Source organism: Rheinheimera sp. SA_1 (assembly GCF_001669775.1).
Classification (GTDB): domain Bacteria; phylum Pseudomonadota; class Gammaproteobacteria; order Enterobacterales; family Alteromonadaceae; genus Pararheinheimera.
Window position 1 is genome coordinate 289,208 of record NZ_LXWK01000015.1, and the last position, 23,315, is coordinate 312,522.

Annotated in this window: 20 protein-coding genes; 13 read left to right on the forward strand and 7 right to left on the reverse strand. The window is 48.9% G+C overall.

Annotated elements, in window-relative coordinates; translation table 11 throughout:
* The first annotated feature begins 12 nt into the window (after positions 1-12).
* On the forward strand, positions 13-840 hold the full coding sequence (locus A5320_RS08535; protein ID WP_068063486.1) for a YdcF family protein: 828 nt from the start codon (positions 13-15) through the stop codon (positions 838-840).
* 21 nt (positions 841-861) lie between these two features.
* Here the strand turns inward: A5320_RS08535 and A5320_RS08540 are convergent, their stop codons facing one another.
* Entirely contained in the window at positions 862-1,632 is a 771-nt protein-coding gene (locus A5320_RS08540) for a Nif3-like dinuclear metal center hexameric protein (protein WP_068063487.1), read from the reverse strand.
* Positions 1,629-2,921, reverse strand: a complete 1,293-nt coding sequence (locus A5320_RS08545) for a glycosyltransferase (protein ID WP_068063489.1) — start codon at positions 2,919-2,921, stop codon at positions 1,629-1,631. The genes A5320_RS08540 and A5320_RS08545 overlap by 4 nt, the downstream gene beginning before the upstream one ends.
* A gap of 132 nt (positions 2,922-3,053) precedes the next feature.
* Here A5320_RS08545 and trhA point away from each other — a divergent pair, with 132 nt between their 5' ends.
* Positions 3,054-3,692 (forward strand): PAQR family membrane homeostasis protein TrhA, encoded by a 639-nt coding sequence (gene trhA, locus A5320_RS08550; protein WP_068063491.1) that lies wholly within the window; start codon positions 3,054-3,056, stop codon positions 3,690-3,692.
* Between the two features lie 27 nt (positions 3,693-3,719).
* Here trhA and A5320_RS08555 read toward each other — a convergent pair whose 3' ends face one another.
* Positions 3,720-7,034 (reverse strand): sensor histidine kinase, encoded by a 3,315-nt coding sequence (locus tag A5320_RS08555; RefSeq protein WP_197490042.1) that lies wholly within the window; start codon positions 7,032-7,034, stop codon positions 3,720-3,722.
* A gap of 404 nt (positions 7,035-7,438) precedes the next feature.
* Here A5320_RS08555 and trxB point away from each other — a divergent pair, with 404 nt between their 5' ends.
* The 4 genes from trxB to infA all read left to right on the forward strand — a co-directional run bounded on the left by trxB (position 7,439) and on the right by infA (position 10,162).
* The gene (gene trxB, locus A5320_RS08560; RefSeq protein WP_068063495.1) at positions 7,439-8,395 is read left to right on the forward strand and encodes a thioredoxin-disulfide reductase; all 957 of its coding nucleotides are present in this window, start codon (positions 7,439-7,441) and stop codon (positions 8,393-8,395) included.
* A gap of 28 nt (positions 8,396-8,423) precedes the next feature.
* Positions 8,424-9,137, forward strand: coding sequence for a leucyl/phenylalanyl-tRNA--protein transferase (aat, locus tag A5320_RS08565; RefSeq protein ID WP_068063497.1), 714 nt, complete (start codon positions 8,424-8,426; stop codon positions 9,135-9,137).
* Positions 9,137-9,844 (forward strand): arginyltransferase, encoded by a 708-nt coding sequence (locus tag A5320_RS08570; protein ID WP_068063499.1) that lies wholly within the window; start codon positions 9,137-9,139, stop codon positions 9,842-9,844. The genes aat and A5320_RS08570 overlap by 1 nt, the downstream gene beginning before the upstream one ends.
* A 99-nt stretch (positions 9,845-9,943) precedes the next feature.
* Complete coding sequence (infA, locus tag A5320_RS08575; RefSeq protein WP_068063502.1) at positions 9,944-10,162, forward strand: translation initiation factor IF-1; 219 nt, start codon at positions 9,944-9,946, stop codon at positions 10,160-10,162.
* A 351-nt stretch (positions 10,163-10,513) separates the two neighbouring features.
* Here infA and clpA read toward each other — a convergent pair whose 3' ends face one another.
* Together clpA and clpS are read right to left on the reverse strand one after the other, a co-directional pair.
* Positions 10,514-12,769: an ATP-dependent Clp protease ATP-binding subunit ClpA gene (clpA, locus tag A5320_RS08580; protein ID WP_068063504.1), complete on the reverse strand. Its 2,256-nt coding sequence runs from the start codon at positions 12,767-12,769 to the stop codon at positions 10,514-10,516.
* 103 nt (positions 12,770-12,872) lie between these two features.
* The gene (clpS, locus tag A5320_RS08585; protein WP_068063505.1) at positions 12,873-13,193 is read right to left on the reverse strand and encodes an ATP-dependent Clp protease adapter ClpS; all 321 of its coding nucleotides are present in this window, start codon (positions 13,191-13,193) and stop codon (positions 12,873-12,875) included.
* Between the two features lie 194 nt (positions 13,194-13,387).
* Between clpS and cspD the strand changes: the two genes are divergently transcribed.
* Positions 13,388-13,609, forward strand: coding sequence for a cold shock domain-containing protein CspD (gene cspD / locus A5320_RS08590; protein WP_068063506.1), 222 nt, complete (start codon positions 13,388-13,390; stop codon positions 13,607-13,609).
* A 247-nt stretch (positions 13,610-13,856) separates the two neighbouring features.
* On the opposite strand, the gene A5320_RS08595 is transcribed toward cspD, so the two are convergent.
* Positions 13,857-16,085, reverse strand: coding sequence for an NADP-dependent isocitrate dehydrogenase (locus A5320_RS08595; RefSeq protein WP_068063508.1), 2,229 nt, complete (start codon positions 16,083-16,085; stop codon positions 13,857-13,859).
* A 494-nt stretch (positions 16,086-16,579) separates the two neighbouring features.
* Here A5320_RS08595 and A5320_RS08600 point away from each other — a divergent pair, with 494 nt between their 5' ends.
* From A5320_RS08600 to A5320_RS08620, 5 genes are all read left to right on the forward strand, one after another.
* Positions 16,580-17,065 (forward strand): NUDIX domain-containing protein, encoded by a 486-nt coding sequence (locus A5320_RS08600; protein ID WP_068063510.1) that lies wholly within the window; start codon positions 16,580-16,582, stop codon positions 17,063-17,065.
* Between the two features lie 33 nt (positions 17,066-17,098).
* Entirely contained in the window at positions 17,099-18,199 is a 1,101-nt protein-coding gene (gene mnmA, locus A5320_RS08605) for a tRNA 2-thiouridine(34) synthase MnmA (protein WP_068063511.1), read from the forward strand.
* A 2-nt stretch (positions 18,200-18,201) separates the two neighbouring features.
* Positions 18,202-18,834 carry a high frequency lysogenization protein HflD gene (gene hflD / locus A5320_RS08610; RefSeq protein ID WP_068063513.1) on the forward strand — a complete coding sequence of 211 codons (633 nt, stop codon included), beginning with the start codon at positions 18,202-18,204 and terminating at the stop codon, positions 18,832-18,834.
* 8 nt (positions 18,835-18,842) lie between these two features.
* On the forward strand, positions 18,843-20,213 hold the full coding sequence (purB, locus tag A5320_RS08615) for an adenylosuccinate lyase (protein ID WP_068063515.1): 1,371 nt from the start codon (positions 18,843-18,845) through the stop codon (positions 20,211-20,213).
* Positions 20,214-20,303: 90 nt separating this feature from the next.
* Entirely contained in the window at positions 20,304-21,458 is a 1,155-nt protein-coding gene (locus tag A5320_RS08620; RefSeq protein ID WP_068063517.1) for a ribosomal protein uL16 3-hydroxylase, read from the forward strand.
* A gap of 78 nt (positions 21,459-21,536) precedes the next feature.
* Here the strand turns inward: A5320_RS08620 and A5320_RS08625 are convergent, their stop codons facing one another.
* Entirely contained in the window at positions 21,537-21,980 is a 444-nt protein-coding gene (locus A5320_RS08625) for a DUF4826 family protein (protein ID WP_068063519.1), read from the reverse strand.
* Positions 21,981-22,241: 261 nt separating this feature from the next.
* On the opposite strand from A5320_RS08625, the gene A5320_RS08630 reads away from it, so the two are divergent.
* Positions 22,242-23,285, forward strand: coding sequence for a Leu/Phe/Val dehydrogenase (locus A5320_RS08630; RefSeq protein WP_068063521.1), 1,044 nt, complete (start codon positions 22,242-22,244; stop codon positions 23,283-23,285).
* Positions 23,286-23,315: the final 30 nt, after the last annotated feature.

The window sequence follows — 23,315 nt, forward strand, 5'->3', positions numbered from 1 at the left end:
AGTCATAAAGTTATGGAATTTCCTGTCAAACTGTTACTGACGCCGGTGATGATCATCTGGGCGCTGCTGCTATTTACCGTGCTACAGCAGTGGCGAGCGCAATTACCGCAACAACGCCGGTTACCACGCGCGGCATCGATCACTTTCCTGCTATTTTGGCTATTTTGCACCAAGCCTTTCGTTGACCAACTGGCGAAACCACTGGAATTGGCCTATCCGGCTTTTACCGCTACAACAGCAACAACACCATCGCTGGCGCATATTCTGGTGCTCGGCTGCAATCATCAGGACAGCAGCTTTTTACCACTGACCAGCAAAGCTGAACCCTGTTCATTAGCCCGGTTAAGTGAAGCAATTCGTCTCTGGCATCTTTATCCGCAAGCGGTGCTGCATGTCAGTGGTCATATCGCCGAACGAAGCCAATCCCATACCGAATTTGCCCGGCAATATGCCATCGCCATGGGCGTTGCACCAGCGAAAATTGTCAGCCATGGCAACGCCAGCAATACCAGGGGCGAAGTGCAAACGCTGATTGCAGCTATTGCGCAGCAGCCCACCGCGGTGGTCACTTCAGCCATGCATATGCCACGGACCTGCAACTGGTTTGCCCACTATGACGGCCGGGTGATTGCCGCCCCCACCGACTTTTATGTCCGCCGAAACACCACCGATATCGGCTGGCAGGGCTGGATGCCAACGGCGCAGAGCCTGCATGCGCTCAGCTATGTCTTTTACGAATACATGGGGCTGGTGCAACAATATGGACAGCTGATGTCTGACGAACACCGCACCGGCACCCGTCATGAGACCGGATCAGCCAAGGCCACTGGCTGCCTGTGACAGAACCAGCGCAGCATCCACTCAGGCCGGATTGGGCACATCAATAAAACAAACTTCAATCCCGGTCTGTGCAGCCAGCCACTGCCCCAGCGCCTGAATGCCATAACGTTCCGTGGCATGATGGCCAGCGGCGATAAAATGAATGCCCAGCTCATCAGCACAATGAATAGTTTGCTCGGATACTTCGCCACTGAAAAACAACTCAGCACCGGCATCAGCAGCTGCCTGAATGTAGCCTTGTCCACCGCCGCTACACCAGGCGAGCGTCTGAATCTGAGCGCCGCCAGCGTTATGGAGCAAAGGTTCGCGCCCCAGTAAGTGCTTCAGTTGCGCGGCAATCTCAGCTGCACTGGCAGGCACAGCAATATCCCCCAACATCACCACGCCACGCGGCTCAACTGTCGTAAGTGGTCGGATATTGCTCAGGCCCAGCAATTGCCCCAGCTGTGCGTTATTACCAAGAACCGGATGTACATCCAGCGGTAAATGATAAGCCAGCAAGCTGATGTCGTGGCGCAGCAGGCTTTGCAGACGGCGTTTTTTCATGCCGGTAATTTCGCTGGCTTCGCCTTTCCAGAAATAACCGTGATGCACCAGAATGGCATCGGCGTTTTGCGCGATGGCCGCATCAAGTAATTTCTGGCAAGCGGTCACGCCCGTCACCACTTTTTTGACCTGGGTTTTGCCCTCAACCTGTAAACCGTTGGGGCAATAATCTTTGATGCTGCTACTTACAAGTTCGGTATTCAGTAATTGCACCAGTGCGCTCAGGCTGATGTGGGGCTGGGTCATATCGACTCCTTTAATTCTGGCGGCGCTAGCTGCTGTTGCAACGCCGCCAATTTAGTTTTGGCTTCAATCCACTGCCCCATAAAACGGGTACTGCGGTGATGATGAAATCTGAGCATCGCGCCATAAAAATGCTGCGCCCGGTGCTCGGTCAGTTGCAGGCGCACGCTTTCCAGCTGCTGCCAAATGGCAGGTTCCAATTTCGATCGGGCGAAATTGTGCTGCAAAATCTGATATCCAAGCAGTTGTTTGGTATGCCAGAGCTGCTCGTCCTGATACAACCTCACTGCTGCTGCGGCGATATTCTCAGCGGTTTCTGCTAAAAGCCCAGCCCAATGGTCAGAGCATGCATCCTGCAGTGTGTTGCCGTCCCCCATACCTTCAGCGCCAATAGCGGTGGTCACACTGGGCGTGCCGGTTTGCATCGCGTCGATAAATTTGCCTTTAAGCCCGGCGCCAAACTGCAGCGGTGCCAGACAAACTCTGGCTTGCTGCAACACCTGATGGGCGTTTTCAGCCCAGCCTTTGATGAAAAAACCTTGTTTGGGCGCATGCAAAGCAGTTGCTTTCGGTGGTGGATAAGCGCCATAGATATGCAACTCGACGCCGGGCAACTGTGCCCGGATTAACGGCCAAATTTGCTGTTTTAACCACAACACACTTTGCCAGTTTGGTTCATGTCGAAAATTGCCGATGCTAATAAAATGTTGGCGTTCGCTAAAGTCAGCACCCGGCACTAACAACGGCTCGTCGAGTAAAAACGGGCAATACAGCAGTTGGCTGGCAGGGACCTGAAACTGTTCGGTTAACAACGTCATTTCAGCACGCGAGATGGTGAAGGTCAAATCACAGCGCAAAATGGCCGCGATTTCACGCTGCGCCATTTCACTATATAAATCAGTTTGTTGTAGCGGGCGCTTCGCTACATAGGCCTGCTGGCGCGCCTGGCGCAAACAGTGTAAATCTTCGCTGTCGAGCAATAGTACTGCTTGTGGGCAAGCGGCTTCGACCCGCCAGCCAAACTGCTCTTCCAGCATAAAGCGGTCAAACAACACCACGTCCGGTTGCAACTGGCTTAACCATTGGTCAAAAGCACTGTCGTTCAGTGGAATTTGTTTTTCTTCAATTTGCCATTGCCCCAGCTCAAACCGATGCGGGCCCTGCTCGGCCGGACTGGCAAAAATGATCTGCCAACCCTGTTGCCGGTACAACTGCAACAAACTCAGCATCCGCCGTCCGGCGGCTGATGAATCAGGCTCAGGCCAGACATAACCTAGTACCACTAATAACATGTTTATAGTACCCTACATTTCGGCCAGTTCCTGCGCATTCTACCTTGGCTTTGGTCTCGCGCCAAACTGACCTTGGCAGCTAGCGGAACAACAGTGGTATGATGAGTTTCATTCTGCAGCAACGGATCCCAAATGAGCACTACTGAAAAAACTTACCACCCAACGGAAGAACAACTGCATTGCCTCAGTCACGCCGCTGCAGCGGCCCTGAGTTTAGTCGGTTGTGGTCTACTGGTCGCCAAAAGCTGGCATCTGGGTGGGCAAGCACTATTTGCCAGTCTGGCATTTGGTCTGAGTTTATTTTTATTGTATTTGTCATCAAGCTGCTACCACGGCTCGGTGCAGCCAGCACGCAAAGCCTTGTGGCGAAAACTTGATCACGCCGCCATCTACGTGCTGATTGCCGGTAGTTATACACCTTTTACTCTTATCAGTTTACGCGACAGCTGGGGTTTCTGGCTGGTTGCAGTCGTTTGGGGCGTGGCCATCATCGGCGTGTTGCTGGAGTTTGTCGCCCATCTTAAATTTCAGAAACTCAGTCTGGTGCTTTATCTGGTAATGGGCTGGCTGGCGTTAGTTGCCGCCAATCCGCTGATGCAAACGGTGCCTGCCGAAGGCCTGTGGTGGTTACTGGCCGGTGGTTTGTGTTATACGTTCGGGGTGATTTTTTACCTCTGGCATTCGTTGTTTTTGCATCATGTGATCTGGCATCTGTGGGTGGTCGCTGGCAGCGTTTGTCATTTCGTGTCTATTTACTTTTATGTGCTTTAACGCCTGCCAGGTATTTAGGGTAGGAGTTCAGGGTAAACTCGCCAGACGCGGCAGCGTCACCCAAAAACAGCTGCCCTGCTGCTCCTGACTGACAAAACCAATTTGCCCTTGATGGCTTTCAATAATCTTTTTGCAAATGGTCAAGCCAAGCCCGGTACCTTCCTGGGTACGGCTATCTGATGCATCAGCCTGACTAAACTTATCAAACACCCGCTGATGAAAAGACTCCGGAATACCGACCCCCTGATCAGTGATGGCGACTTTAACCTGCTGCTCGTCGCCACTGAGCTCCACTAACACTGCGCCGCCCTGATGCGAAAATTTAATAGCGTTTGACAATAAATTATCGACCACCTGCCGAATCCGCAATGCATCAACATTCACCGTCAACGGCATCGCCAGATCGGCCTGCAACGTCACACTAACCTGGTACTTATGGGCATAAGCATTGCTGGCGCTGATCGCCTGCTGCACTAAATCGACCAAATCAACCGGCTTTAATTGCAGCACAAACTTGCCGGCTTCAAATTTTTGAACATCAAGCAAATCATTGATAATACTTGATAATCTTTCGCAATTATTAACGGCAGTTTGAATTAACAACTGATATGGATCAGATCCCGGCTCCACCACCCGCTGCGCGATTAAGCCAACAGCACCACGAATGGAGGTTAACGGCGTACGCAGTTCATGCGACACCACTGAAATAAATTCATCTTTGAGCTTGTCGAGCCGTTTCAGCTCACGGTTGGCTTTAGCCACTTCCTGCAGACTTTTTTCTAACTGCTTACTGCGCAGCGATAGCGTTAACGAGCTTTCTTCCAGCGCACTGGTTCGTTCGGCGACTTTAGTTTCGAGGATCAGCTGTGCTTTAGCACGCTCCTGTACCGAGTTTTGCAATAAACGATTGATTTGCCGGACATGCCGCAACCGGTATTGATGCCCGGCAAGGATTAACAGCAAGGTGATGATGCCCATCAGCACCTGCACGGTGCGGTATTGCCACCAGGGCGGCAGCACCTGCAGCTGAATTTCGACGGTTTTATCACTAAACAAACCGTGATTGTTGGAGCCTTTGACTTCCAATACATAGTCGCCGGCCGGTAAATTTGAATAATAGGCGGCGCGTTTATCGGATTGTAAAATCCAGTCCGGATCAAAGCCACGCAACCGGTATAAAAACTGATTGCGGCTGACATCATGATAATCAAGGCTGGCAAATTTAAACTCAACGCTACTGTCAGTCGGTTTCAGCACAATAGCCGGCCAGTCATTGCTGTGCGCCAGCATCGGCAACGGTTGATGGTTAATTAAAATTTCAGGCACCGCGACCGTCGGCGACAATTCATTAACCCACAACAATTTGGGTTCAACAATCGCAAGGCCGGCGATGGTTCCAAGAAAAATTGTGCCACTCTGGTCATTAAAAATAGCTTTAAACACCAGCTCCGTCGCCACCAGGCCATCCTGGCGGGTAAAGGTAATAAAACGCGAACTACCGGCTGGTTTCAGCGTCAGACCTTTGGCCGACAACAACCAAACGTTGCTGTCGGCATCGGTATGCGCGCCGACGATATTTTGGGTTAACAGGCCGGATCGCCCATCCCACAACTGCTGGGTTAACGTTTGCGGTTGATACACCACCAAACCTTGCTCGGTACAGATCAAAATACTGTCGGCTGGCCCCGGTTCAACACATTGGACATCCTGACTTGGTAACGATAATCCGGACGTTTTGTCCTCACTGATGTGACGTAACTCGCCGGTGCTGGTGGAGATCTGAAACAAGCCGGAATAGCGGGTGCCGACCCACAAAAAGTCGCCCTTCTGATACAAAGCCTGTACTGCATCACCTACTTTTTGCCGCATCACGTCACTTAATAGCAGCTTTGTTTGTTGGGTGGCCGGATCCCAAAACAGGATGCCTTCACCCCATAAGCCAAACCAGAACTGGCCTTGGTCATTAATAATCAGATCGCGAATATTGTCATTTCTGGCTTTAGCAAGCGTAAATGGCTGATCCACACGCTGCAGTTGATCCGATGCCGGCTCATAACGAAATAAGCCAACATCAGTGGCTGCGAATACCCGCCCCTGATTGTCACTACGAATAGTATTTACCCGACCTGACGTCTGGTAACGCTGCATCTTCTCCAATTTACGATCAATCCGGTACAGATATTCAGCGCTGCCAAGCCATAACAAATCGCCTTGGTTGAATACCGAGGTCACGGTAAAACTCAAATCCTCGGCTTGTTCGCCCGGCAACAAAGATGTTAACGACGAAAATGCCGAAGCACTGTGTCTGGCATAAAATAAGCCATTTTCACGGGATCCCAGCCACAATACACCGGTACGGTCGATAAACATCGAACGCACATTCACCGTGGGTAATAATGAATCTTGTCTGCGGAATTTCAGAAACTTTTGCTGCTGCGGATTATAACGAAACAGACCGTTGTAGGTGCCAAGCAATAAATTGCCATCGGTATCAAACAACAAATGATTGATGATCGGTGTGGTCATCGAGTCAGCAACAGGTGCCGGGCTGATGTCATCGGTTGTCGCATCCAGACTGAATAAACCTAATCGGGTACCAATCCACAGGGTATTTTGTTTGGTGATCAGAGCCCGGATCTCATTATCACGGCTACCTACAGCCGCGTTGGCATATGGCAACACAACCGGACACAAGCCGGTTTGTTCACGCCAGCAATGTAAACCTTCGGCCGTCCCAATCCAGATAGTGCCATCAGCGGTTTGCTGCAGACTCCAGATCCGCTGATGCTGCAGTGGTTGGAGTGAATTAGCAGCACCGATTTGCGTCATTTTGCCATCCGGGCTCAGTCGGTTCAGGCCGCTGGTGGTACCAATCCACAAATTACCAGCTTGATCCTGAAACAGCGCCTGCACCTGCATGCCGGCAATACCTTGATCAGAATTTTTATCCACGACATAACGGCTCAATTGGCCGGTGACGGCATCAATCCGGCTCAGTCCATAACCCCAGGTGCCGGCCCAGATATTATTTTTCCGATCAATCAGTAACACCCCAACATCCTGATGGCCAAGATGCTGCATTTCACTAACGGTCAGTATCGGAAACTCAGAAAAACTATAACCATCGTATCTTAATAGCCCGGAATTGGTTGATGTCAGCCAGATATAACCATGTTGATCCTGCGCCACGCTATAAATAGTGGCGTTGGGCAAGCCGTCATCGACGCCAATGCGTTTAAATTCGGTATAGCCGAAAGCCGCTGAAGTATAAAAAGTCAGTGTGATCAGCAGATAAAACAGCTTTTGGCTCCAGCTCAGAGCCGGGCGATGAGAATTCAGCATGACCTCCGCATGTCTTTCCAGAACCAGCCAGCCCAAACCGACCAGGCCGCAACACAACATTAAACTTCCCGATTCATGCAATATACCCAAAATCCTTGAAGATTCGGGTAGGCGGCAAGTGACCGAGCCTGGAACGCCAGCCCGACCCGGGAGCATAGCTGTTCTATGCGACTGGCCGCGCTGGCGCTCCAGCGAGAGCACGCGGCCAACAACCCCGAATCTTCAAGGATGAAGGGTATAACCCGATTCATGGGACAACCCGTTTCACCTTAGCACAGCAAAGCCCGCTTTACAGGTTCAGCCAATTAATTTCGTCCGCTTACTTTCGCCAACCGTTGCAATCCCATAAAATCGCCCCATCTAAGCGGGTAATAACTTAATTTTGCAGACCTTCCGGAGTTTTTATGTCAAATCCACAACACAGCCGTTTAATGATTCTGGGCTCTGGCCCTGCCGGTTATACGGCTGCGGTCTATGCCGCCCGTGCCAATTTAAATCCGGTATTGATCACCGGTATGCAGCAAGGCGGTCAGTTGACCACCACCACAGAAGTGGAAAACTGGCCAGGTGACCCACATGGTCTGACCGGCCCGGCGCTGATGGAACGGATGCGCGAACATGCTGAAACCTTTAATACCCAAATTATTTTCGACCATATCCACACAGTTGACCTGAAACAGCGACCTTTTACACTGACCGGTGACAATGGTGTTTATACCTGTGATGCGCTGATTATCGCCACCGGCGCTTCGGCTAAATATCTGGGCTTGGAATCTGAACAAAAATTCAGTGGCCGTGGTGTGTCTGCTTGTGCAACTTGTGACGGCTTTTTCTATCGCAATCAAAAAGTTGCTGTTGTTGGTGGTGGTAATACCGCCGTTGAAGAAGCACTGTATTTGTCAAACATCGCGGCTGAAGTGCATTTAATTCACCGTCGTGACAGCTTCAAAGCAGAGAAAATTCTGGTGGACCGCTTAAACGCCAAAGTTGCCACTGGCAATATCGTGTTGCACACCCATCGCCAATTAGATGAAGTGCTGGGCGATGATATGGGCGTCACCGGCGTGCGTTTGACATCGACCAAAGGCGAAAGTGATGAAGAATTGGCACTGCAAGGCGTGTTTATCGCTATCGGTCACCAGCCAAATACCGACATTTTTGCCGGTCAGCTGGAGATGAAAGGCGGTTACCTGATGGTGAAAAGCGGTATCGAAGGCAACGCCACTCAGACCAGCATCGAAGGTGTGTTTGCGGCAGGTGATGTGTCGGATCATATTTACCGTCAGGCCATTACTTCAGCCGGCACCGGTTGTATGGCCGCACTTGATGCCGAACGTTATTTGGACGCTCTGGCCAAATAATTGCCTTTCGCGCAACGCCTGGAGGCCGATGGCTATTTATCTCCCTGAGTTGACGGCGGATCCACTGTGGTTTCCGCCGCTACACTCGACGCTGAAAAACCCAGACGGTTTACTGGCGATGGGCGGCGATTTATCGGTGGCACGGTTACATCAGGCTTATCGCAGCGGCATCTTTCCCTGGTTTAGCGATGGCGATCCACTCTTGTGGTGGTCGCCATCCACCCGAGCCGTGTTTGCGCCCGGCGAATTGCAGCTTAATCGCAGCCTGCGTAAATATCAAAAACAACAACAATTTCACTACAGCCGGAATTTAGCTTTTGCGCAGGTCATTGCCCATTGCGCTGCATTACCACGGCGCAACCAAGCTGGTACCTGGATTGTCGGTGACATGCAGCAAGCCTATCTGGCATTACATCAGGTGGGTCTGGCGCACAGTATTGAAGTCTGGCGCGATAGTCAGTTGGTTGGTGGTTTATACGGTGTGGTGATCGGTGGTTTATTTTGTGGTGAGTCGATGTTTAATCTGCAACCGAACACGGCAAAATTGGCACTTTGTATGTTGCAACAACAATTATCCGGTTACTCTGAAGGCTGGATTGACTGCCAGATGCCCAATCCGTTTTTATTGCAATTGGGGGTTCAGCCGTTACCCAAAGCCAAGTATCTGAAGTTGCTGCAGCAATTGCGTGATGCGCCTGTTCCCACAACCGCCTGGGAACCGGCTGTATTGGAATTTCACTGATGGATTTACGCCAAATTCAGTTAGGTCTCACTGGTGAACACGACTGTAGTTATTTAGCTGAACAGTCCGAACGGTTGGTATTTACCCTACCCGATCAACCGCTGAGCCCGGCAGTGTATCAACAACTGATGAACTACAATTTCCGTCGTACCGGCCAGCAGCTCTACCGGCCTTATTGCAGTAGTTGCCAGGCTTGCCAAGCGGTACGTATTGCAGCTGAGCATTTTGTGATCAGCACTTCGCAGCGTAAATTACTGAACAAAGCCAAAAAAGCCCAGTGGCATTATCGGGTAATATCAGCTGGCGATGGCATGCAATATCTTGATTTATATCAGCAATATATTCGGGGTAAACATGCAGGCGGCGTCATGGATCCGCCGGATCCGGAGCATTTGTACTCGATGTTTCACTGCGACTGGCTGGATATCCTGGTATTGGAGCAATATCAGCAAGAGCAGCTCGTCGGCGTGATGATCCTTGATCAATTACCGGATGGCTTGTCAGCGGTTTATAGTTTCTATCAGCCAGACAGCAAGTTAGCACTTGGGAAGTTAGCCATTCTGGCGGCACTTGATTACCTCGCCGCCCAGCCTTTGGCTCAGTTATATCTTGGCTACTACATTTTAGAATGCCAAAAAATGGCCTATAAAGCTGATTTTGGTCCACAACAACGGCTGATCGCAGGTAATTGGCAGTCTTTTGATTAAAAAGACCCGAGTTGCTTTACTTATCCTCGTGATTTCGGCACAATCTGCGCAGTTTTTTTCCAGTTTAAACATATTTTTCTAAAGGGGCTCGTACGCTGCATGGCGAAAGAAGACGTGATTGAAATGCAAGGCACAATTTTGGATACCTTGCCAAATACAATGTTCCGGGTCGAACTCGAAAATGGTCACGTGGTTATCGCGCACATTTCGGGTAAAATGCGGAAAAACTACATCCGTATTCTGACCGGCGATAAAGTCACTGTAGAACTGACGCCATACGATTTGACCAAGGGTCGGATCGTATTCCGTCAACGTTAAGTGGATAAAGCTTGGTCACTGTTGCATAAAACAAACTAAGCTGCACTAACGTAAAAAAACACCCGGCATCACCGGGTGTTTTTTTGTTTGTTTTTTTCAGTGGTTCAACAGCGACACTGCTAAGAAATACTGCAACGAAATAATGCAAAAAGAACGATTAGCTTATGATTTAAGCTAATCGTTTTTTATCATCTCTATGGCTAGCGCTATACCCAAAATCATTGAAGATGCGGGATGGCCACGGTGGAACCGCGACGAGTGAATGAGACCGCAGGAGCATAGTGAACTATGTGACTGCGGCGAATTAACGATGGCAACAACCCCGCATCTTCAAGGATGGCGGGTATATGACTAGGCAGGTACTGCCGAATCCAGATAATCAAAACTCAGTTCGTTATCCACCAAATCAATTCTGACATCCCCACCGTGCAATAACCGTCCGAACAAAATTTCATTGGCCAACGGCTTTTTCAGCTGCTCCTGGATCACCCGGGCCATTGGTCTGGCGCCCATGGCTTGGTCATAACCTTTATCAGCTAACCAAGCGCGTGCAGCGGATGACAATTCCATCGATACTTGCTTTTTATCCAGCTGTACTTGCAAATCACAAATAAACTTATCGACAATCTGCAGAATAATATCGCGCGACAAATGCTTGAACCAAATGATGCCATCGAGCCGGTTCCGAAACTCCGGGCTAAAAGTCCGGTTAATTTCCTTCAACGCATCAAAGCTATGGTCTTGTTGTTTAAAGCCGATAGTTTTACGCACTGTTTCCTGCACGCCGGCATTGGTGGTCATCACCAGCACGACATTACGAAAATCAATTTTACGGCCGTTGTTGTCGGTTAATGTACCGTGGTCCATCACCTGCAACAAAATGTTGTAAATATCAGAATGGGCTTTTTCGATTTCATCCAGTAACACTACTGAATATGGATGTTTCGACACGGCATCAGTTAACAAGCCGCCCTGATCAAATCCTACGTAGCCAGGAGGCGCGCCAATCAGTCTGCTGATCGAATGCCGCTCCATATACTCGGACATATCAAAACGCAGCAGCTCCACGCCCATGATTTTTGCCAGTTGTTTGGTGACTTCGGTTTTACCAACCCCGGTCGGGCCGGCAAACAGAAAATTACCAATCGGCTTTTCTTCATTGCCAAGACCAGAGCGCGATAGCCGAATCGCCGAAGTCAGCACTTCAATTGGCTCGTTCTGACCAAATACCACCAGTTTTAAATTGCGGTCTAAATTGGCCAGTACGTCTTTGTCCGAAGCAGAGACCGACTTTTCCGGAATACGCGCCATTTTGGCAATGACATGCTCTATCTCAGGCACGTTGATGACTTTTTTGCGTTTTGAGAGCGGTAACAGACGCTGGCTGGCACCTGCTTCATCGATCACATCAATAGCTTTGTCTGGCAGATGCCGCTCGTTGATGTACTTTGCCGACAACTCTGCCGCCGCCCGCAAGGCTTTTTGGGTGTAACGCACGCCATGGTGCGCTTCGTAGCGTTCTTTCAGGCCTTGCAGAATTTGCGTGGTGTCATCAACGCTTGGCTCAGTAATATCAATTTTCTGAAAGCGCCGCACCAAAGCAGTATCTTTTTCGAAAATACTTTTAAATTCCTGATAGGTGGTGGAACCAATACAACGTAATCGACCGCTCGATAATAACGGTTTAATTAAGTTGGACGCGTCCATCACACCGCCAGAAGCCGCACCTGCACCAATCACGGTATGAATTTCATCGATAAATAACACCGCGTCTTTTTCGCGTTCAATTTCTTTTAATAACGATTTCAGGCGTTTTTCAAAGTCGCCGCGGTATTTAGTTCCTGCCAGCAATGCGCCCATATCCAGCGAATAAATGGTGGCATTGGCGATCACTTCCGGCACCTGATTTTGCACAATCCGGTACGCCAGACCTTCAGCAATGGCGGTTTTACCGACCCCAGCTTCGCCGACTAATAACGGATTGTTTTTCTTACGACGGCATAACACCTGAATGGTGCGTTCCAGCTCGGTATCTCGACCAACCAAAGGATCAATCTGGCCATTTTTGGCCAGCACATTCAGATTGGCGGTAAAGTTCTCAAGGTATTTATTATCTTCAACACCAACATCGGACGAGTCTTCATGTTGCTCATCGCTAGGTTCAATTTTGTCAGCTTTAATCACGCCGTGTGAAATGTAATTCACAATATCCAGCCGGCTGATATCAATTTTTTTCAGCAAATAAACCGCTTGTGATTCTTGTTCACTGAAAATAGCCACCAGCACATTGGCACCGGTTACTTCGGCTTTGCCGGAAGATTGCACATGGAAAACAGCACGTTGTAATACCCTTTGAAAACCAAGGGTTGGTTGGGTATCACGATCTAAATCGCCGTCTGGGATCAACGGCGTGGTTGAATCGATAAAAGTTGAAAGTTCACTGCGTAGCCGGTCGATATTGGCGCCACAGGATTTTAATGCTTCACCGGCGGCAGGGTTATCTAATAACGCTAACAGCAGATGTTCGACGGTCATATATTCGTGGCGGCGTTCCCTGGCAAACCGAAATGCCAGATTCAGCGTCAACTCAAGATCTTTATTTAACATGCACAGCTCCTAATCCACCTGAGTTACTGACTGATATACCTTTCATCCTTGAAGATTCGGGGTTGTTGGCCGCGTCTTCAATGACTTTAGGTATTAGTACCGGCTAAGCCCTTTCCATCGTGCACAGCAACGGATGCTCGTGCTCTTTGGCATAACTGCTGACCTGTTGTACTTTGGTCTCAGCGATTTCAGCAGTGAACACACCACAAACCGCCTTGCCCTCGTAATGCACCTTTAACATGATCTCACTGGCTTGTTCATACTGTAGGTTAAAAAAACGGGTTAGCACATCGATGACAAAATCCATTGGGGTGTAATCATCATTGTGCAGAACCACTTTGTACATTGGAGGTGGTTCAACTTTCTGTCGGATTAACTCCGCTAAGCCTTCGCCCTGTCCTTTGGTCTGTTTGATGCCGCTCATAAACTATAGTCACGCCTGGTTGATCCATCAAAGGATGTGGAGGTTATATCTACGCTTTTCAATCTTGATTAGTTCGGTAAAAAACTTGACTAGCTGAACAAATTATCTACAGTAACTAATGGAGCTTGAATAAGCTTTGACGTTGTCATCTTAGAATACAGAAATTAGCTAACTAAGAGAAGGAAGTATGTAGTATGGCTACCGGTAAAGTGAAATGGTTTAATAATGCCAAAGGATTTGGGTTCATTCGTGAAGATGGTCGTGACGAAGACATTTTCGCCCATTACTCAACCATTAGCATGGACGGCTACCGCACGTTAAAAGCTGGCCAGGATGTAACCTTTGAATTATCAGAGGGCCCCAAAGGCCTGCATGCGGTGAATATTGCCCTGCCTGAAGACGGCAAACAGGAATAACACTGCACCAGTTAGTGACAGGCAGCAGCCATGCAGGGGGACCTGCCTGACACTCATTCAAACTGATTTCATTTCAGTTTCGCTTTTTTTTTGCTGACCTTTGAGTCTTCGCCGCTATTACTTATCTGTACTTTGGTTTGAGACTGAATCCAGTACCAATTTCATTGGCTATTTCGCAATAACAAACATAAAAAAATCCGGTGTCGCCACCGGATTTTTATTTAACGTCAATGACGATTAACAAAACTTACACTGCTGCGAGAGCCTGATTAAAGGTGACACTTGGACGCATCGCTGCTGTCGCTTTAGCATCATCTAACCGGTAATAACCACCGATATCAACCGCATTGCCCTGCACTGAATTCAGTTCGTGCACAATTTTCGCTTCGTTCTCGACCAGCGATGCAGCTAATGGTGCAAAACGTTGTTGCAATGCTGCATCCGCACTTTGACCGGCTAACGCCTGCGCCCAGTACATTGCCAGATAAAAATGACTGCCACGGTTATCCAGCTGACCTAATTTACGGGTTGGCGACTTGTCAGTATCCAGAAACTTCGCAGTTGCCTCGTCCAAAGTATCAGCCAACACTTTGGCACCTTTGTTACCGGCAACCTGGCTTAAATGCTCCAGTGACGCCGCTAACGCCAGAAATTCGCCTAAAGAATCCCAACGTAAGTGGTTTTCTTCGACAAATTGCTCAACATGTTTTGGTGCAGAACCACCGGCGCCGGTCTCGAACAAACCACCGCCGTTCATCAGAGGCACCACTGACAACATTTTCGCACTGGTGCCTAATTCGAGGATTGGGAACAAATCTGTCAGATAATCGCGCAGCACATTGCCGGTCACAGAAATGGTATCCAAACCTTGTTTGATCCGCACCAGACTGGCTTTAGTCGCCTGCTCTGGTGTCATGATAGAGATATCAAGACCAGCAGTGTCATGTTGCGCCAAATAAGTGTTCACTTTAGTGATCAGCTGTGCGTCATGGGCACGCGCTGCATCTAACCAGAAAATTGCAGGGGTGTTGCTGAGGCGAGCACGGCTGACTGCTAATTTTACCCAGTCCTGAATTGGCGCATCTTTGGTCTGGCACATCCGCCAGATATCACCTGCTTCTACTTTGTGCGACATCAGTACTGTACCTGCCGCATCAATCACATTCACAGTACCTGCAGCTGGAATGACAAATGTTTTGTCATGCGAACCATATTCTTCAGCTTTTTGCGCCATCAAACCAACGTTGGGTACTGAGCCCATCGTTTTCGGGTCAAAAGCACCGTTTTCTTTACAGAAATTAATGGTTTCCTGATACACACCAGCGTAACAGCGGTCCGGGATCACAAACTTGGTATCTTTTAACTTACCGTCCGGGCCCCACATTTGGCCAGAAGTACGAATAGCGGCCGGCATCGAAGCATCGATAATTACATCGCTTGGCACGTGCAGGTTGGTGATACCTTTATCAGAATTCACCATGGCCAACGCTGGCTGTGCGGCGTAAACAGCAGCGATATCCGCTTCGATTTCGGCACGTTTTTCTGCTGGTAATTGTTGGATTTTCGCCAGTAAATCACCAAAACCGTTGTTTACATCGACGCCTAATTCTTTTAATACCGCAGCATGTTTCGCGAATACATCAGCGAAGAATACCGTCACGACATGGCCAAAAATCACCGGATCAGAAACTTTCATCATGGTGGCTTTTAAATGCACAGAAAACAGTACACCTTGTGCCTTGGCATTGCTGATTTCAGCCGCCAGAAATTCACGTAACGCGCTGACACTTAATACCGATGCATCAATCACTTCTGCTGCTGACAGACTGGTTTTTTCTTTCAGAACTTTTACTGATCCGTCGGCTTGCGCCAGCTCAATCCGCACTGCTGTTGCACTTGGCACAGTCACTGATTTTTCGCTGCCGTAGAAATCACCGCCGCTCATATGAGCAACATGAGATTTTGACGTTGATAACCAACCGCCCATTGAATGTGGGTTTTTACGGGCATATTGCTTGACCGATAACGGCGCACGACGGTCCGAGTTACCTTCACGCAGTACCGGGTTTACCGCACTGCCTTTAATTTTGTCGTAACGTGCTTTAGCGTCTTTTTCAGCATCGGTGCGGGCTTCTTCCGGATAATCCGGCAGCGCATAACCTTTGGCCTGTAATTCTTTAATGGCAGCAATTAACTGCGGAACAGAAGCACTGATATTTGGCAATTTGATAATGTTGGCATCAGGTTGTGTTGCCAACTGGCCCAACTCAGCCAAGGCATCAGCCTGTTGCTGGGCCGGCGCTAAGTAGTCAGAGAATGCGGCGATAATACGGCCAGACAACGAAATATCACGGGTTTCAACCAATACCCCGGCCGCTTTGGCGAAGGTCTGCACAATCGGTAACAGTGAATAGGTTGCCAGCGCTGGTGCTTCGTCAGTCTGGGTGTAGATGATTTTTGAAGTTTCAGTGGTCATGTAATTTCCTGGATCAGCAACAATGATGCCGATACTGGCTTCAGTTACAGCGATATCACCACCAAGAGTTGGGGCGTCAAGGCGCTATTTCCGTCCAATACCAGCTGGATTTGTTGAATAAGTTTATCAGTTAAGTTCCCACCACAGTAGAGCGACCGCTGCAGTGACTGCAAATGCCGGAAGCTTTTGCTATGCAGATATCAGATATGGAACAACTGATGAATCAAACAGCCTGCACATAGTACAGACTTCAAATAAAGAGCAAAACCTTTCGTGGCCTGACCACTTCGAAAAAACGGTAAATTCAGTGAAAAATGTCGGGGTTGGCGGTTATTTTCTGGTTTTTGATCGGCTTTTAATGACAAATTAAGCGACATAAAATGCTGGCTGTAAGTTCAGTGACAGAAATTGGACCGGCGATAAGTTTTGGCCGTATGATAAAACTTTGACGCAATCTTACTAAATGCAAAGTAATGAACCCAACAAGGATCACGATGGACCGGAGTCAATTACATTTAACCGTGGCCGCAGTGGTCGCATATCAAGGAAAATTCTTACTGGTCGAAGAACGGGACAAACAAAGTCAAAAACTGGTACTGAATCAGCCGGCCGGTCACGTCGAAAGCAACGAAGATTTAATCACTGCTGTGGAGCGGGAATTGTTTGAAGAAACCGGCCTGGTGCTAAAAGCAGATGGCTGGCTGGGTATTTCGCAACTGATTGCCGGCAATGGTCACCGTTACGTGCGGGTCAACTTTTACTTTGAACCTGACTCCTTGTCAGTGGCGTATCAGCCACAGGATGCCGATATTCTGGCACTGCACTGGTTGACACTGCAACAGCTGACCGAACATCAACTGCCTGAGCGTAGCCAGCTGGTTTCAGATGCTATGTTGCAATATCAACAAGGGGTGAGACTGCCATTAGCGCTGATTAAAAGCCCGGTCAGCTCTGTGTCAGCGTCTAAAACAGTGCTATAATCCGCGCCTCGTTTTCGTCTCGAAGCTAGGAATATGTCAGCAAACAGCAGTAAAAAAGTCATTGTCGGGATGTCCGGCGGCGTTGATTCGTCGGTGTCGGCCTATTTGTTACTTCAGCAAGGTTATCAGGTCGAAGGCCTGTTTATGAAGAACTGGGAAGAAGACGACAACGATGAATATTGCGCTGCCGCCGAAGACTTAAAAGACGCGCAGCTGGTTTGTGACAAGCTTGGCATCAAACTGCACAAAGTAAATTTTGCCGCCGAATACTGGGACAATGTATTCGAATATTTCCTGGCAGAATACAAAGCCGGCCGGACCCCAAATCCGGACATCATGTGCAACAAAGAAATCAAATTTAAAGCCTTTCTCGAGTTTGCTGCTGAAGCCTTAGCGGCGGACTATATTGCGACCGGTCACTATGTGCAGCGCCGGGAAGTCGACGGCCACTGGCAGTTATTACGTGGCCTCGATGGCAATAAAGATCAAAGTTATTTCCTCTACACTATTGGCGAACAGCATGTTGCCCAAACTTTGTTTCCGGTTGGCGATCTGGAAAAACCAGCGGTTCGCGCCATCGCCGAACAACAAGGTTTGATCACTGCCAATAAAAAAGACAGCACCGGTATTTGTTTTATTGGCGAGCGTAAATTTAAAGACTTCCTGCAAAAATACCTGCCGGCGCAACCAGGCGACATCGTCACTGTCGATGGCGATACCATTGGCCGTCATGAAGGCTTGATGTACCACACTTTGGGTCAGCGCAAAGGCTTGGGTATTGGCGGGTTAAAAGATGGTGCGGAAGATCCTTGGTACGTGGTGGCCAAAGATTTAGTCAATAATCACCTTATCGTGGCGCAAGGCCATGATCATCCAAGTTTATTTGCCAAAGGTCTGGTGGCCGATCAGCTGCACTGGGTTGATCGTCAAGGCCCGGCAATTACGCTGCGCTGTACCGTAAAAACCCGCTACCGCCAGCATGATATCGAATGTACGTTAACACCCAATGCCGACGGCACCGTCACGGTATTATTCGACCAGCCACAAAAAGCAGTCACCCCCGGTCAATCGGCGGTGTTTTATTTAGATGATGTTTGCCTTGGTGGCGGCATTATTGATCAGGCGGTACTCTGAGCATGCAATTTTCTTATACCACCCAAACTTTAGCCCTGGCCGCTTTATGCCAGGCAATTCGTTTAGTCCAGCAAATCGCCCGCGGTGATGAAGCGAACAACTCTGAACTGGAATTATGTCTGAAAAGCGTCACCATTCAGGACGCAGCAGAACCGGTGGATATTTTTGGCGGCAAACTGGCCAATCTGGAAAGCGGCTACCACGTACTGCAAGCGCAGCTTGGCGATAACCCGAAAAAAGATCTGGAACTGACCCGCTACGCGATGGCGGTGATCACGCTTGAACGTAAACTGGCAAAAAGTGGTGACAGTTTGCAGGCCGTGGGGAAACGCATTGAGCGCCTGCAACAGCAACTGCAGCATTTTCAATTACTTGATGAGACCATTCTGGCGAGCATGGCCGACATCTATATCGAGCATGTCAGCCCATTAGGTCAGCGCATTCAAATTGCCGGACAACCTGCGGCATTAAAACAACCAATGGTACAACATAAAATCCGCGCATTGCTGTTGGCCGCGATCCGCGCTGCAGTACTATGGCGCCAGGCGGGTGGCCGCAAATATCATTTTATTCTGCAGCGTAAACAACTGCTGCAGGAAGTGAAAACCGTTTTACAACAATTAGCCCAAGCATAGGAGTTTCCATGGAACTGAACGCATTAACCGCCATCTCCCCGGTCGATGGTCGTTACGGCAGTCGCACTGTTGAGCTGAGAGACATTTTCAGTGAATTCGGTTTGATTAAATACCGGGTCACTGTTGAAGTGCGCTGGTTACAGCAAATGGCTGGCATTGCCGGTATTGCGGAAGTTCCGGCTCTGAGCGCTGAGGCGAACACCCTGCTTAATTCAATTGTCGACAATTTCAGCCTGGCAGATGCCCAGCGCGTGAAAGACATTGAGCGCACCACCAACCACGATGTCAAAGCGGTTGAATATCTGCTGAAAGAAAAAGTTGCTAATGTGCCTGAACTGGCGGCAGTCAGCGAGTTTATTCACTTTGCTTGTACTTCTGAAGATATCAATAACTTATCGCACGGTCTAATGTTAAAAACGGCTCGTGACGAAGTGTTATTACCACTGTGTGATCAGTTACTTGGCGCGTTAAAAGAGTTGGCGGTTCGTTACAAAACCATGCCAATGATGGCGCGTACTCATGGTCAGCCAGCGTCACCAACCACCCTTGGCAAAGAAATGGCCAACGTTTACATCCGCTTATTGCGTCAACGTGAGCAAATTGCTGCTGTGCAGATGTTGGGCAAATTTAACGGCGCCGTCGGTAACTACAACGCGCATTTATCTGCCTACCCTGATTTAAACTGGCATCAGATCTCTGAACAATTTGTCACCAGCCTCGGCCTGGAATGGAACCCGTTCACTACCCAAATTGAACCGCATGATTACATTGCTGAGTTGTTTGATGCGGTGGCGCGTTTTAACACCATCCTGATTGATTTTGACCGCGACGTTTGGGGTTATATTGCACTGGGGCATTTCAAGCAAAAAACCATCGCCGGTGAAATTGGCTCTTCGACCATGCCGCATAAAGTGAACCCGATTGACTTCGAAAATTCCGAAGGCAACCTGGGTCTGGCCAACGCTATTTTCCAACATTTGGCCAGTAAACTGCCGATTTCGCGCTGGCAGCGTGATTTAACCGACTCAACAGTGTTACGTAATCTGGGGATTGGTTTTGGTTACACGGTCATCGCCTACCACGCCACGCTCAAAGGCATCAGCAAACTGGAAGTCAGCGAAGCAAATCTGCTGCAGGAACTTGATCAAAACTGGGAACTGCTGGCTGAACCGGTGCAAACGGTGATGCGTCGTTATGGCGTTGAAAAGCCTTACGAAAAACTAAAAGAGCTAACCCGCGGTAAACGCATTACCCCAGCCGATCTGCATGCCTTTATCGATAAGCTGGACGTTCCGGCGCACGCCAAAGTGCAAATGAAGCAATTCACGCCAGACAATTATATTGGCGCGGCCATCGCGCTGGTCGACAGCCTGAACTAATCTTGGCTGCATCGTCTGTTGTTTCGAGGCAGCGTGTCCTTTAAGGATGCGCTGCCTTTTCTTTCTTCACCTTATTTCCGGAATTTAGCCATGTATCAACTCAAGCTGCATGATTTAACTGTCGAGCAATTTCTCGCCGAATATTGGCAGAAAAAACCTTTATTAATCAAAGGTGGTTTCGCTAATTTCGAAGATCCGATCAGCCCGGATGAACTGGCTGGCCTTGCTGCTGAAGAAGAAATTGAATCGCGAATTGTCAGTAACAGCAAAGGTGAATGGCAGCTCGAAACCGGTCCTTTTGAAGATTACAGTGCTTTTGGCGAACAAGACTGGACCTTACTGGTGCAGGCCGTTGATCACTGGCATCCGGAATCAGCCGTGCTGATTGAACCCTTTCGCTTTATCCCAAATTGGCGGATTGATGATCTGATGATCAGCTTCTCCACGCCTGGCGGTGGTGTTGGCCCGCATTTAGACCAATATGACGTGTTCATCATTCAGGGCATGGGTAAACGCCACTGGCGCGTTGGCATGCCGGACGCTACGCTGACGCAGCATTGCCCGCATCCGCGTTTGCTGCAAATCAGCCCTTTTGTCGATTGTATTGATGTGATCACCGAACCTGGTGACATTTTATACATTCCACCAGGATGCCCGCACGAAGGTATTTCGGTTGACGCCAGCCTGAATTATTCAGTTGGATTTCGGGCTCCAGCGCAAAAAGATTTATTAACCGGCCTGGCCGATTATCTGATCGAAAACGAAATTCAGGGCGAACGTTATACCGACGCCGGCCGCACTGTCGCCACCAACATTGGTGAAATCACCTCCGCTGATTTGGCCTCAGTGCAGCAGATGCTGCAAGGCCTGATTAACGATCCAAAACTGCTGGCGCAATATTTTGGCAGTTATATCACCCATGCCAAACATGAGCTGGACGCAACCGAGCCTGATCCACATTACCATCTGGATGAAATTGCTGAATATTTACTGGAAGGTTCGGTACTGGCGAGACTCGGTGGTTTACGTTGTTGTTATATTCAGGCAAATGCTGAAGATGATATTTCGCTGTTTATTAATGGCCATACCATTACAGTACCAGCCACTGAATTGTCGACAGTCAAAGAGCTTTGTGAGCAAATTCAACTGGATGCCGAGACCTGTATCCGCTTTGCTGAAGATCCGGCCAAGCTAAAATTACTGACAATGCTGATCAATCAAGGATATTGGTATTTTGTCGAATAAGCCGTTACCGGATTAACAGCTTTTTAGCTCCTGACATAAAAAAACCGGCATTGCCGGTTTTTTTTACAGCTAAACATTTTAAGCATTTGAGGTATTGGCTTTCGCCCAAAACTGCTCATTTTCAAACAAATCGTACAGGGAATGGGCTCTGGAAATCAGTAAGTTGACATAGTCTGCTGACGTTTGATCCTGCACACCGGCATCGATCAACTGCTGAGCTTTCATTTGCCATCTAAACGAAAAGGCACGTAGTGCCTCACGGGCATCAGCGGCAGCCGTCAATGCCAGGTGATCTGTGGGTAAATCACCGGAAATCACCCAGTAACTTTGCCGGTCCAAACCGTTAATTTTCCAGACCGCCACCAGCGGTGGTAAATAACGCGAATCCTGCACGGCTACGCTATCCATCAGGATGCCTTTTTCCGCCAGAAAAAGGTTGGCTTTTTGAAACTGGGCGCGGACCCATTCGCTGATTTGTGCTGCGTCTAAAGTGGCCGCAGGCTGTTGGTTAGTGGATTCCATGATACTGCTCTTTCATTCAGGTCAAAAATGACACTCTAAGCCAGCAGCTGCCTGATGACAAGTCACACGATAAATTGTCGACAATCCACTGGACTGACCAGCGGATATTTTTGCAGATCCATAGCGAAAATTCAGCCGAAGTGATACATTCCGCCGCGAAAAACCGGACCGAAGGCGCAGCTGTACCCTACCCCTCAGCGCGCTATTATTCGTTGCTGTACTTACCCAACGCAGCACGCTTCACTCAACGGAGAACCAGACGTGGCAGTATTTAACCACCCAGAATTTGATAACCATGAACAAGTGGTATTTTGTAGTGATAAAGAAACTGGCCTCAAAGCCATTATCGCCATTCACAGCACCAAACTCGGCCCGTCCGTTGGTGGCTGCCGGATGTGGGACTACGTCGCCGATGAAGATGCGCTGGTTGATGTATTGCGTTTATCACGGGGTATGACTTACAAAAATGCCATGGCCGGTTTACCGATTGGTGGTGGCAAATCAGTCATTATCGGTAATGCCAAAACCATCAAATCTGAAGCTTTGTTCCGTAAATTTGGTCAGTATGTGCATTCATTAAGCGGCCGTTATATCAGTGCCGAAGACGTCAACATTACCACTGCCGATATTTCGATTGTGCATAAAGAAACACCTTATGTCGCTGGTTTAGAAGGGAAAAGTGGCAATCCGGGTCCTTTTACTGCTCTTGGAACTTATCAGGGCTTAAAAGCAGCAGCGCTGCACAAATTTGGTTCCGCCTCACTGCAGGGTTTAACCGTTGCCGTGCAAGGTCTTGGCAGTGTTGGTTTTTATCTGTGTGAATATCTGCACAAAGAAGGCGCCAAACTGATTGTGACCGATATCAACCCGGATGCTATCAGCCGCGCTGTCGCGCAATTCGATGCCACTGCTGTGGGTCTTGATGAAATTTACAGCCAGCAATGTGATATTTATGCACCATGTGCACTGGGTGCAACCATTAACGATCACAGCATTGAACAGTTCAAATGCAAAATTATCGCCGGTTGTGCCAATAACCAACTAAAAGAAGCGCGCCATGGTGAAGTGTTGCGGCAAAAAGGCATTTTGTACGCGCCGGATTATGTGATTAACGCTGGCGGTATTATCAACGTCTATTCAGAAATGAGCCCACAAGGCTACGATGAAGCCTGGTCGACGACCAAAGTGATGGAAATCTACAACACCCTGCTGAATATTTTTAAGCGCGCCGATGCTGAACAGCAACCAACCAATGCGGTAGCAGATTTAATGGCGCAGGAAATTATTGCCCGCGGCAAAAAGTAATTTTCGACCCGCACCAAAGCAAAAACCGCC